At 29.3% G+C, this 11,981-nt stretch carries 14 protein-coding genes and 2 pseudogenes; 8 read left to right on the top strand and 8 right to left on the bottom strand.

What is annotated here, in order from left to right:
* Positions 1 to 12: 12 nt before the first annotated feature.
* Positions 13 to 1,286: pseudogene (locus ACOTU8_RS01400) on the bottom strand (MFS transporter).
* Between the two features lie 219 nt (positions 1,287 to 1,505).
* On the opposite strand from ACOTU8_RS01400, the gene rpsF reads away from it, so the two are divergent.
* The 3 genes from rpsF to rpsR are packed head-to-tail and all read left to right on the top strand — an operon-like array spanning position 1,506 to position 2,714.
* On the top strand, positions 1,506 to 1,883 hold the full coding sequence (gene rpsF / locus ACOTU8_RS01395; RefSeq protein WP_422341464.1) for a 30S ribosomal protein S6: 378 nt from the start codon (positions 1,506 to 1,508) through the stop codon (positions 1,881 to 1,883).
* A gap of 8 nt (positions 1,884 to 1,891) precedes the next feature.
* Positions 1,892 to 2,443, top strand: a complete 552-nt coding sequence (gene ssb / locus ACOTU8_RS01390) for a single-stranded DNA-binding protein (protein WP_422341463.1) — start codon at positions 1,892 to 1,894, stop codon at positions 2,441 to 2,443.
* Between the two features lie 10 nt (positions 2,444 to 2,453).
* Positions 2,454 to 2,714: a 30S ribosomal protein S18 gene (rpsR, locus tag ACOTU8_RS01385; RefSeq protein WP_002853032.1), complete on the top strand. Its 261-nt coding sequence runs from the start codon at positions 2,454 to 2,456 to the stop codon at positions 2,712 to 2,714.
* 60 nt (positions 2,715 to 2,774) lie between these two features.
* Here the strand turns inward: rpsR and lon are convergent, their stop codons facing one another.
* Entirely contained in the window at positions 2,775 to 5,150 is a 2,376-nt protein-coding gene (gene lon / locus ACOTU8_RS01380; protein WP_422341462.1) for an endopeptidase La, read from the bottom strand.
* Positions 5,151 to 5,166: 16 nt separating this feature from the next.
* Positions 5,167 to 5,814 carry an outer membrane protein assembly factor BamD gene (gene bamD / locus ACOTU8_RS01375; RefSeq protein WP_002877748.1) on the bottom strand — a complete coding sequence of 216 codons (648 nt, stop codon included), beginning with the start codon at positions 5,812 to 5,814 and terminating at the stop codon, positions 5,167 to 5,169.
* A gap of 160 nt (positions 5,815 to 5,974) precedes the next feature.
* On the opposite strand from bamD, the gene fliW reads away from it, so the two are divergent.
* Genes fliW through ACOTU8_RS01350 form a run of 5 tightly spaced genes read left to right on the top strand, consistent with a single transcriptional unit; the run spans position 5,975 to position 8,503 of the window.
* A complete protein-coding gene (fliW, locus tag ACOTU8_RS01370) occupies positions 5,975 to 6,364 on the top strand; it encodes a flagellar assembly protein FliW (protein WP_002852982.1) in 390 nt (129 codons plus the stop codon).
* On the top strand, positions 6,364 to 7,095 hold the full coding sequence (gene proC / locus ACOTU8_RS01365) for a pyrroline-5-carboxylate reductase (protein WP_422341461.1): 732 nt from the start codon (positions 6,364 to 6,366) through the stop codon (positions 7,093 to 7,095). The genes fliW and proC overlap by 1 nt, the downstream gene beginning before the upstream one ends.
* A gap of 39 nt (positions 7,096 to 7,134) precedes the next feature.
* Positions 7,135 to 7,395, top strand: a complete 261-nt coding sequence (locus ACOTU8_RS01360; protein WP_422341460.1) for a hypothetical protein — start codon at positions 7,135 to 7,137, stop codon at positions 7,393 to 7,395.
* Positions 7,392 to 8,054 carry a hypothetical protein gene (locus tag ACOTU8_RS01355; protein WP_422341459.1) on the top strand — a complete coding sequence of 221 codons (663 nt, stop codon included), beginning with the start codon at positions 7,392 to 7,394 and terminating at the stop codon, positions 8,052 to 8,054. The genes ACOTU8_RS01360 and ACOTU8_RS01355 overlap by 4 nt, the downstream gene beginning before the upstream one ends.
* Positions 8,051 to 8,503 carry a hypothetical protein gene (locus ACOTU8_RS01350; RefSeq protein ID WP_422341458.1) on the top strand — a complete coding sequence of 151 codons (453 nt, stop codon included), beginning with the start codon at positions 8,051 to 8,053 and terminating at the stop codon, positions 8,501 to 8,503. Before ACOTU8_RS01355 ends, ACOTU8_RS01350 begins: the two co-directional genes overlap by 4 nt.
* Here the strand turns inward: ACOTU8_RS01350 and hemD are convergent.
* From hemD to ACOTU8_RS01325, 5 genes and pseudogenes are all read right to left on the bottom strand, one after another.
* Positions 8,500 to 9,129 carry a uroporphyrinogen-III synthase gene (gene hemD / locus ACOTU8_RS01345; protein ID WP_422341457.1) on the bottom strand — a complete coding sequence of 210 codons (630 nt, stop codon included), beginning with the start codon at positions 9,127 to 9,129 and terminating at the stop codon, positions 8,500 to 8,502. The two genes, ACOTU8_RS01350 and hemD, sit on opposite strands and share 4 nt — an antisense overlap.
* The gene (gene thiE, locus ACOTU8_RS01340) at positions 9,107 to 9,739 is read right to left on the bottom strand and encodes a thiamine phosphate synthase (protein ID WP_422341456.1); all 633 of its coding nucleotides are present in this window, start codon (positions 9,737 to 9,739) and stop codon (positions 9,107 to 9,109) included. The genes hemD and thiE overlap by 23 nt, the downstream gene beginning before the upstream one ends.
* Entirely contained in the window at positions 9,729 to 10,541 is an 813-nt protein-coding gene (gene thiD, locus ACOTU8_RS01335) for a bifunctional hydroxymethylpyrimidine kinase/phosphomethylpyrimidine kinase (RefSeq protein ID WP_422341455.1), read from the bottom strand. The genes thiE and thiD overlap by 11 nt, the downstream gene beginning before the upstream one ends.
* A complete protein-coding gene (locus tag ACOTU8_RS01330) occupies positions 10,538 to 11,224 on the bottom strand; it encodes an endonuclease III domain-containing protein (RefSeq protein WP_422341454.1) in 687 nt (228 codons plus the stop codon). The genes thiD and ACOTU8_RS01330 overlap by 4 nt, the downstream gene beginning before the upstream one ends.
* Positions 11,221 to 11,981 (bottom strand): annotated as a pseudogene (locus ACOTU8_RS01325) (ATP-binding protein). Before ACOTU8_RS01325 ends, ACOTU8_RS01330 begins: the two are co-directional and overlap by 4 nt.

Genomic DNA, 11,981 nt, shown 5'->3' with positions numbered 1-11,981 from the left:
ATTTTCATTATATTACTCCTTCAATAATATTTTTTTCTTAGCTATCATCTTAAGCAAAATAGTAGTTATAACTACACCACAAATTGCAAAAATTCCCATTAGAGCAAAAACAAACTGATAGCCTAATAAACCTTTAAAGCGATCAATAATAAAACCATAAAATGCAAAGCAAAAAAGTTGTGGGGAATATCCAAAAATACAAGCTATACTCATAGCAGCTCCACTAATTTCTCTTGGTATTTCTATTTCATCCACAGGAGCAAAAAATGTCGCACGCATTGTAAAAACAAGAGCAGCAAAACCTAAGGTTAAACTCATTCCAAAATAAATATTTAATTTTTCATGAGGCATAAAAATAAAAATTAATATTGCCAAAGTTGCTAAAAGCAAAGCAAAGCGTAAATATTTTGTTGAAGATTTAAAAGTTTTATCCGCCAAATATCCTCCAATTGGACCACCTACCAACTTTAAAGTATATTGATTAATAATCCCATAAGCACCCACTAAAGCTACAGGCATTCCATAAATATCTTTTAAAAATGGAATAAAATAAGTTAAACCACAATATACAGAATAAATAGTAAAGATAGTTAAAGATACTACCCAAATTTCAGGAGTTTTAACAGCCTTAATCACTCCATTCCAAGCAACTTTATTTTTACTGATTTCATTCCCTTGTTCATCTTGGGTATTGATTTTATCATCTTCAAGTAAAAAATATGCTAAAATACCTGCAATAATAACACAAGCACTATAAAATAATATAGCAGCTTTAAGCCCACCTGCACCAGAACCTAAAAGTAGAAAAATTCCCAAAGCACTAAAAGCAACTATAGTATCAATAACACCTCTGCCTGCTTCTAAAAATCCAAAAAGCCTTCCTTGTTGAGTAGAATCACCAAGCAAACGAATAGCTTTAAGCAAAACAGGCCAATAAATCACCTCTCCAAACAAAGAAAGCAAACCCCAAGCAATTAAAATGCCATAATAAAGAAGGGAAAGTTGAAATATAAAATCCAACCAAACCTACACAAATTAAAGAAAATGGAATAAGTATTTTTTTAGAAAATCTATCCGCTATATAAATTGATGCAAAATTCCCAATAGTTTGCACTATGCCATAAACCGAAAGAGCAAGTCCAATCTGCGTATTGCTAAGATTCATAAATTCTTGCATAGGTACATAAAAAGCATCTTTATAAAGAAGAAAGTTTAAAAACAGTCCCCCCCCCACCAATAACTAAAACAATAAAAGTAAACCAACGAATAGGTTTTGCACTATTCATACCACTCTCCTTAATCTAAATGTAATTTACAACTTAAATTAATTATATCACGGATTAAGATAAAAGGTTAAAATTTCACCTTTAAATTATAAACAGGTAATTACGAAAAGTTACAACACTCATTGAAGTATAAATTAAGTATATTTTGATATAATTTAGTCTTGCTTTATGCAAAATCCTTGCTCATGAAAATGGGCTTTAAATCCACAAGGAGAAAAGATGAAACATTATGAGGTTTTATTTATCTTAAAACCAACACTTACCGAAGAGGAAGTGAATGCGAAGTTGGAATTCGTTAAAGAAGTCCTAACCAAAAATGGTGCAGAAATTGAAACTGTTGTTCCAATGGGCGCTAGAAAACTAGCATATAAAATTAAAAAATACGAAAGAGGAACTTATTTTGTGATTTATTTCAAAGCTCCTACAAACTTGATCGCTGAGCTTGAAAGGGTGTTAAGAATCACTGAGGAAGTAATAAGATTTTTAATCGTAAAATATGAAAATAAAAAAGAAATTGCAGCTTGGGAAAAACTAAGCCACGGGGTTAAGCAATCTAAAAAAGAAATCAAACCTTTAGATGCTCCTGAAATTCAATAAGGAAAAAAATGTTTAACAAAGTTGTTTTGGTTGGAAATCTTACACGTGATATAGAAATGCGTTATGCACAAAGCGGTACTGCTATTGGAGCTTCTGCTATAGCGGTAACAAGAAGATTTACCACAAATGGAGAAAAAAGAGAAGAAACTTGCTTTATTGATATAAGCTTTTATGGTCGCACCGCAGAAGTTGCAAACCAATACCTTGCAAAAGGTTCAAAAGTACTCATAGAAGGACGTTTGAGATTTGAACAATGGAGTGATCAAAATGGACAAAATCGATCTAAACATAGCATTCAAGTTGAAAATATGGAAATGCTTGGCAATTCCAATACTCCACAACAAGGCGGAAATTTTGGCAATAATAGCTTTTCAAACAACAATTATAGTGGAAACTATGAAAATCAAAGCTATGATCCTTATATGAGTGAAAATCAAAATTTTAATAAAGCAAAAGCAAACCCTGCTCCACAAAGAAACCAAAACCCACAACACGAAGAAAAATTAAAAGAAATTGATATCGATGCTTATGATAGCGATGATACTAATTTACCATTTTAAAGGATAAACTATGGCAGAAAAAAGAAAATACTCTCGCAAATATTGCAAATACACTGAAGCAAAAGTTGAATTTATTGATTATAAAGATACAGCAATGTTAAAACATGCTTTATCTGAAAGATTTAAAATCATGCCACGCCGTTTAACAGGTACAAGCAAAAAATACCAAGAAATGGTAGAAGTTGCAATCAAACGTGCAAGACATGTAGCTCTTATCCCTTATATAGTGGATAGAAAAGAAGTAATCAATAATCCTTTTGAAGGACTATAATCTTTTAAAAGCAAACTTGTAAAAAGTTTGCTTTCTTATACATTTATTCTCAAAATAAAATTAAACCAAAGCATATTCTAAAACATCACTAAAAGTATCAACAGCAATGATTTCCATATTATCTCTAACCTCACTAGGAATATCTTTTAAATCCCTTTCGTAATTTTTTCTTGGGATTAAAGCTGTTTTTATATCTGCTTTATAAGCTGCAATTAATTTTTCTTTTAATCCACCTATTGGTAAAACTTTTCCTTTTAAATCTATTTCACCTGTCATTGCAACATCTGCTTTAACCTTTTTATCACTAAAAATAGAAGCAATAGCTGTGCTTATCGTAATACCTGCACTTGGACCATCTTTTGGAGTAGCTCCATCTGGCACATGTATATGAATATTATAACTATCATAAACATTAACTTTAGGATCAATAATTATTTTTTTAGGTATTTTTATTTTTCCTTCATCAATTAAAACTTTTATCATGCTAAAAGCAATTCTAGCTGATTCTTTCATTACATCACCCAAACTTCCCGTGAGCGTTAATTCTCCTTTACCTTTAATTTTTACAGCCTCTACTTTTAAAACATCTCCACCTACACTTGTCCAAGCCAAACCATTAACCTGACCTACTTGATTTTCTCCATTATTTTTTTCTATTTCAAAAACTTTTTTATCTAAAAATTCATTCAAATTTTTTGTATTAATAATGACTTTTTTAATATTTTCTAAAAGTAGTTTTTTAGCACTCTTACGACACAACTCTGCCACTTTGCGACGCAAATTTCTAACTCCTGATTCACGAGTATAATCACTAATGATTAACTCTATAGTTTCATCATCAATAGATAATTCATTGGATTTTAAGCCATGTTTTTTAAGCTCATCTGGAATTAAATATTTTTTCATTATATGAAATTTTTCACTTGGAGTATAAGAGCTAAGTTCTATAAATTCCATTCTATCTCTTAAAGGTGCAGGAATATTGCTAATATCATTTGCCGTTGCTATAAAAATGACTTTACTTAAATCAATATTAAAATTTAAATAATAATCCCTAAATTTAGAATTTTGCTCTGGATCTAAAATTTCTAAAAGCACCGCACTTGGATCGCCTCTAAAACTGCGATTTAATTTATCAATTTCATCCAATACAATTACAGGATTAATTTGTTTTGCCTCTATGAGTCCTTGGGTAATACGTCCAGGCATAGCGCCTATATAAGTTCTACGATGACCACGTAGCTCATTAACATCTTCAAGTCCGCCTAAGGCTATGCGAATAAGCTCTCTTTTTAAAGCTTTTGAAACAGAATTTGCCAGTGAAGTTTTACCCACGCCAGGAGGTCCATAAAGACAAAGTATAACTTTAGCACCATCTTTTTCTGCTATTTTTCTTTTTTCTAAAAGTTCCCTAACTGCAAAATATTCTTCTATGCGTTCTTTTGGTTTATTTAATGCATAATGATCATGGTTGAGCTGTTTTGAAACTTCTTTAATATCAAGTTTTTTCTTAGAAATTTTTTCAAAAGGAATATCTAATGCTGTTTCTATGTAAGTTTGAATCATTGATGCTTCGGAATTATCTTGATGAATGCGTTCGAATTTTTCAATTTGTTTTTTGATTTCTTTATAAGCGTCTTCGTGCATAAATTTCTTCTTTAACTCCAGACGCTTTTGATACTCTCTAACCTCATCTTCTTTTTGTGTGTCAGAACCAAGCTCTTTTTGAATTTGTCTTAATTGTTCTTTTAAAAAATATTCTTTATTTACCTTATCAATACGAGAATGTACTTTATTTTTAATTTCTTTTTGAATTTTATTGGCTTCTATTTCTTGGGCAATTAAATCTATTAATTTTACTAATTTTTGCTCAAGATCTGTTAAAACAAAAAACTCATAAGCAACTTGTTTTTTAATACGCACAGTATTTAAAATCAAATCACAAATCCTAGACGCATCAAAACCTTCTTCAATTGTTCTTAAAAGATCCGGAGAAAAATAATGACTAATATTTGCCAAATTTTTTACCTTCTCTTTTAAAACTTCAAGAAGCGCTTCTTTTTTAGTTCCTTCTAAAAAGTCTTCTTTTATAAGTTCTATCTTGGCTTCTAAAGGTTTATTAGAAATTTGCTCTATAATTTTACCCTTAGCATATCCTTGAAAAAGTATTTTCACCCTTCCATCAGGTAAAGGAACTTTTCGCATGATAGTCCCAATCACTCCACAATTATAAATTTCATCAAAATTTCTTCCATTTTCCAACTTTGAAGGCGCAACAAAAAGCATACTATCATTTTTAATCGCAAGATCTAAAGCTTTCATATTGGATAAATCGTTAATAAAAATAGGAGTTATCATAAAAGGATATAAAAATAATTCATCTTCAACCAATACTGGTAAATTTGCTGGATAATTTTGTATCTCTTCAATCTGCATTTATTTTCCTTGTTTATTAAAATCTTTCAAATATACTTCTATACCAAGGAAGCTCAGGTTTGATAATACTTTGCTGATAAAATTCACTTTCTTGAAGCCTTTGTTTATAAATTTGCGCACTTTCATCATGTCCTATACGCTGGTATAGATTTTCTATAGTACTATTAAGATAAAAAACCGCTAAATTAAATTTTGTAAGCATTGTTTGAACCAAAGGTTCATATTCTGTATAAGGATAATCTTTTAAAAAAGTATCTATTTCTTTTTGGCTTTCAAGCATTAAAGCCTGATTACGATTTGGCACTGCAAATGCATCGAATTTTGCTTTAATTTTAAGATAACGAATATAATCAGCATTGCGTGAATTTCCAAATTTTTTATTATATTCATCTAAATAAAATTCAGCTAACTTATATTCTTCTTCATCCATATGTGCTTGTGCTAGAATAATTAAAGTAGTTTCCAATAAAGGATCGGCAACGTGCTCACTTGCCATACCATTATAATGATCATCAGCTTTTTCCAAATCCTTGTCCTGTAAATCTTTAATAATTTGCTTATACCACTCACTAGCACTAAGATTGTATAAACCTTCATCATTTTTCGTACTACACGCATTAAAAAAAACACTTAAAAAAACCAATAAAAAAATACCTTTTTTCATACTTCACCTTGATTTATATTCTCAAAAATCTATATTCTAACGATTTTATAATTATGTTCTTCTAAAATTATAATAAAATTAATTAAATAATTTAAAATTTTGGAATGATTATTGCTTATTTTATGTTAAAATATTAAACATTATAACTTGAGGAGAAAACATGACCCTAGCTGTTAAATGCCCTATCTTAGGTTTTGAAGAAACCAAAAATATGGAATTTTCAACTATTGATGAAGTATTTGTAAGACTTAAAAGTCTTGATGGTAAAGACTTTTCTTTTGTTTTAATTAATCCTTATTTGATTAGACCTGATTATGAATTTGATATACCAACTTATTATCAAGAGCTTCTTTCTTTAACACCTGAATCTAATATGAAAATTTTTAATATAGTAGCCATAGCAAAAAGTATTGAAGAATCTACAGTGAATTTTTTAGCCCCAGTAGTCATTAATCTTGATAATAATACTATGGTACAAGTGATACTAGATACAGTTAATTATCCGGACTTTTTTCAAGCTGATCAAATTGCTAATTATATTAAAAAATAATGCTCTATATACTTGCAAATGGAGCTATGGCAACAGCCTTAGCCTATGGATTAAAAGATGATTATGAAATTTGTATAGTAGGAAGAAGTATAGAAAAACTTCAAGCCCTCACCAAAGAAGGCTTTAAAACCTTACTTTACAAAGATTTTAACATAGAAGGTAAAGATGTTATTTTAGCATTTAAACCCTATGCTTTAGAAAATATTGCTCAAATGCTAAAAGGGCAAGCACGTATCTTAATCTCTGTTTTAGCCAATGTTGATTTTGAAAAACTACAAACCATCAAAGCTCAAAATTATGTTAGAATAATGCCCAATACAGCAGCTAAATACAAGGCTTCAACCACACCATATATACTTAAAAACTCTCGTTTTGAAAATGAAATTTTAGACATTTTAAAAACTTTTGGCTCGGCTTATAAATTAGATAATGAAATACAAATGAATGCAGCTATGGCGATTAGCGGCTGCGCTCCTGCTTTTTTAGCACTTATAGCAGAAAGTATTGCTAATGCTGGAGTTCATGAAGGTTTGTCAAAAGAACTTAGTCTTAATCTTACGCGCTCTTTATTTAAAAGCTCTAGTGCTTTACTAGAACATGAACATCCAGCTATTATCAAAGAAAATATTTGCTCTCCTAGCGGAGTTACAATAAAAGGCATAAAAATACTCGAACAAAAAGGAATTCGTGGAAGTTTTTTTGAAGCCATAAATGCTAGCAGTGCTAAATGAAAAAAGGCTTTCATACTTATAGAAAGCATTAGTGCTATAATGGTCATATCTTTAATTTTCATTGGCATTTTTTATTACTATACTCAACTTTACAAAAACTATGAAAATTTAAATATTTTTGAAAGACTCTATAAACTTCAAGAAGAATTATATGAAAAGCCTATTTTTAAAACCATCATACTTCAAACTTCAGCCTTAAAACCTATAGTTTTACAAGAACAGTTTGTTAATGATGGTATATTTCAATTTCAAAAATTATACTTTCAAGATCAAAATTATAGCGTTTATTTTAAAGAATGAGCAAAGCTTTTACACTTTTTGAACTTATAGTATCACTAATACTTTTTACTTTTATAACTAGCTTACTTTCAAAACCTTTAATAGATTTTTATCATTTAAATTTCACTGCTTTACATACAAATAATCTTATCACTCAAGTACATTTAAACTTGCTTAAAATAGAAAACTTAATACAAAATTGTATTAATATTACATTTTCACAAAACACATTAAAATGTCTTTTAAAAGATGAGTTAATTAGCCTAAAAGATAATAAACTTTATCTTATTAATTCTGCTCTTATTTTAGAAAATAATCATACACTTTATTCACCTCATTCTGATTTTAAAACACAACTCCAAAATAGAAAAGATTTATATAATGACAATGAGCATATTGGCTATGCTTATAAAATTAATAAGATTGAAAAAATATCCATCTTGGAAAATGGTATATCTGCAAATTTTACAGGTAGTTTTATTCCTTTGCAAGCTCAATTAGTTATCAAATTGCAAAATGAAGAACTTGTATATAAAATAAAGCCAAAATTTAATGAACAATTAAGCCAACAAGGATTAATTTCTAAAAACATAAGCTTATTTAACCTGCAAAACGATAAATTAAAAATTTGTCTAAAAAGACAAACAAAATATTGTCTTGAAAAAAGAATTTTACTATGAAAAAAGCTTATGTTTTAATTTGGACAATTTTTTTAATACTACTAATAAGTCTATGGATGAGTTTAACCTTAAACATATCCAGCTATACTCCAAAAATAATCCAAGATAGTTATTACTACCTTCAAGCTCAAATTTTAAGTCACAATGCAACACAATTTTCTAAATATTTTTTATACCAAGCAAAGCAAGAAAATAAAGAATGTTTAGATGATATATATTTTAATTACACAAAAGCTTTGATTAAAATAAAATATTTTTATCCTATTGCACAATATGTTAATTTTAAATTTTCTAACTTCAATCCCGATGCAAATTTAAACAAAGATGGTGTTATTATAGCCCACATTAGTATTGCTTTAAATCGTGATAAAAACGTCAATGATGAAATTTTACTCACAAAAAGCATTATTATTCATCCCAAAGAAAATTTTTGGAATTTAAAAAATTAAACCAAAGTCTTGGCGAGCTTAACACACTCTAAAAGACTTTGATTTTCACATATATAAAGATTTTTAAAATTTAAAAACTTCTTTGCTGTGCTTTGCCCTATAACTACAACCTTATCTTCTTCTTTTAAGCTATAAAATTTTAAAAAATTTTCTACACTTAAAGGAGAAGTAAATATAAAAATAGCAGGATGAGTAAGTTTTTTGTCACCTTTTTTAAAAATATTTTCATAAACAATAATTTCATCTAAATCCACACCTGTATTTTTAAGATCCAAATTTAAAGTTGAAACAATATTCTTAGCTCTTAAATACAAACATTTTTGCGTTTTTAACTCCTCTTTAAATTCAAGAAAAAGATCTTTTCCATAAGCCTTTGATGGAAATTTAACCTTTTTAAAACCTAAATCTTTAGCATATTGAGCTGTACTTTGTCCCACAGTGTATAAATTAAGTTTAAAATTTAAAATGATTTTTGCATGTTGTAAAGCTTTTAAAGCATTTTTTGAAGTGCAGATTAAAGCATCATATAAACTCAAATCCACACTAAAATCATAAAAAACAATCTCATTTAAAATAAGATTTTCCACCCCTTCAAAAGGAATTTCATTTAAGAGGTAAATTTTCATAGATTTTACACTTTAGCTCTTTAGCTGCCAAAAAAGTATCTTTAGCATCCATGATCGCCCTAACCACAGCCACGCCGCTTAAATTTATACCTCTTAATTCATCAAGCACTTCTTTATCAACCCCTCCTATGGCTACAACTCCTATAGGACTTTTATCACAAATTTGAGCTAAAATATCAAGGCTTAAAAGCGAACTTTCTTTAGTAGGTGTTGCCTTAATAGCTCCACAACCTAAGTAATTTGCTCCTTGTATAAACTCAAGTTGTTCTAGCTTTTTAAGACTTAAGCCTATAATTTTTTCATCTCCTAAAAGCTTTCTAGCTATCTTTACTTCTAAATCTTCCTGCCCTAAATGCACCCCATCAGCATTTAAGGCTAAAGCTATGTCCACTCTATCATTAATCAAAAAAGGTATTTTATAAGCCTTGCAAAGTTTTTGCACCTTTAAACCTAGTTTATAAAATTCTCTTGCATTAAGATCTTTTTCACGAAGTTGTATGATACTTACTCCGCCTTTTATAGCATTTTCTAAAGTATTTAAAAAACACTCCTCGCTTTTATTTCCCTTAGTGGCAACTAGATAAAGACTAAGATCTAATTTATTTTTCATCTAAAAACTTAAAAAAATGATTTGTAGGACCACAGCCTTTTCCAAGATTGAGTGAATAATAAATAGCATTTCTTACATATTCTTTAGCTTCACTAACAGCATGAAACAAATCCTTGCCTTTAGCTAAATTACTAGCTATAGCAGAAGAAAGCGTACAACCTGTACCATGAGTATTTTTAGTTTCTATACGTTCGCCTTTTAAAATATGAATATCTTCACCATCAAAAAGTATATCATTTGCATTTCTTTCACTATGTCCGCCTTTAAGTAAAACTGCCTTAGCCCCCAAGCTGCATAAATGCTTAGCTGCTTTTATCATCTGCTCTTCATTAGCGATCTTAAAACCGCATAAAAACTCTGCTTCAGGAATATTAGGCGTAAGAATGTCTGCAAATTTTACTATAGTTTGTTTGAAAAAATCACAATTTTCTTGTGGCATTAAAGCATAACCATTTTTAGCAAACATTACAGGATCAATTACTACATTTTGAGGTTTAAACTCGCTTAAATTTTTAGCTACACAGTCCATTAATTCACAAGATCCTATCATTCCGATTTTAGTTGCCTTTGGCACTATATCTTCAAACACGGCAAGCATTTGCTCGTCAACGCTTTGAGTAGGTATATCGTATACAGAAATCACCCTTGCGGTATTTTCAGCTACCACACTTAAAACCACACTCATACCAAAAAGATTGTGTGCACTAAAGGTTTTAAGATCGGCTTGTATCCCTGCTCCGCCACTACAATCACTCCCTGCTATAGTTAAAACAGGTATAAGTTCGCTTCCTTTTGCTTTCATAAATCTTCCTTTAAAATTTTGATCCATTCTTCACCCTTAGGGCTTAATTTTTGTCCTTTAAAACTCTGTTTTGCAAAAGCTACAATCAAAGCGTGAAAATTTTGATAAAGTTCGTAAAGTTCACATTTTTTTCCTAAAATTTTACACAAATTTTCTTGCTCACTCTCTATGCCACTTTGAAAAAATTCTCTTAATTCTTCATAATTTTCAAACTCATAACCTAAGTAAAAAGCCAAACGCAAACTATAATTATCTACAACCAAAATTTCTCTTTTGCAAAGATAATTTAATATCGCATCAACACTTTCAAAACCTAAGCCCTTAATATTTAAAAGCCATTCTCTATTTACATTTGTTTTAAAATTTTTTAAATTTTCATAAGTGTTTATGATACTTTCTGCTAAGCCTTTTAAACGCTTGGCTTTGGTATTATAAAATCCGCTAGGCTTAATTAAATTTGCAAGTTCTAAATTGGATAAAGTATTGATTTGTTCTAAACTTGCAATATTTTCCTTTTTTAAATTTTCTAAAGCTTTTAAGACATTTTTCCAATTTGTATTTTGAGTTAAAATCACAGAAATTAAAAGCTCAAATTCACTCAATCCTTTATTTTCAAGCCAATCAAAATCATGATAATTTAAATCCAAATTTAAAAGCTTAATAAAAATTTGTGCTCCAGTCATTTAAAATTCTCCTTAAAAGCTAAATAAAATTGCTTTGCAGTACGACCACTTCTGCTTGCTCTTAAAGTAGCAAATTCTTTAGCTTTAGCGTGTAAAAGCTCTTTATCACAAGAATAATCTTTAAAATAAAAATCTATCATCTTTAAATACTCTTCTAAATTTCCCTGATAAAAACTTAACCACAAACCAAATCTATCACTCAAACTTAATCTTTCTTCAGCAGCATCGCTTAAATGAAGTTCTATATGTGCAATTTGCGTATCAAGATTATCAGCGATACTTTCACTTAATAAATGTTACGATTTGAACTCGCATAAATAATTACGTTATTTGGGGCTTTTTCTATGCTTCCCTCAAGTAAAGGTTTTAAAAATTTATAACTATCATCTCCCTTCTCAAAAGAAAAATCATCGCAAAAAAGTATAAATTTAAAATTTTCTAATCTGATTTCATCGATGATATCTGCTAAGACAAATAAATCTTCTTTATTTAATTCGATAAGTCTTAAGCCCTGATCTTTAAATTCATTAAATATAGCCTTGATTAAACTTGATTTTCCAGTGCCCTTAGATCCCCATAAAAGCGCGTGATTTGCCTCTTTGTCTTGAATGAAATTTAAAGTATTTTCATAAAGCGCTTTTTTTTGACTTTCCATACCTACTAAATCTTTTAAAGCAATAGGATCGATTTCAAAAACAGGCTTTAAATAGTCTTTTCTTGCTCTATAAATTGCCGCATAAGTTTTATTCCAATCCAT

This window comes from Campylobacter jejuni (genome assembly GCF_049221745.1).
Classification (GTDB): Bacteria; Campylobacterota; Campylobacteria; order Campylobacterales; family Campylobacteraceae; genus Campylobacter_D; species Campylobacter_D jejuni_E.
Note: the sequence above shows the minus strand (reverse complement) of the source record. Positions and strands in the feature narration are given on the sequence as shown.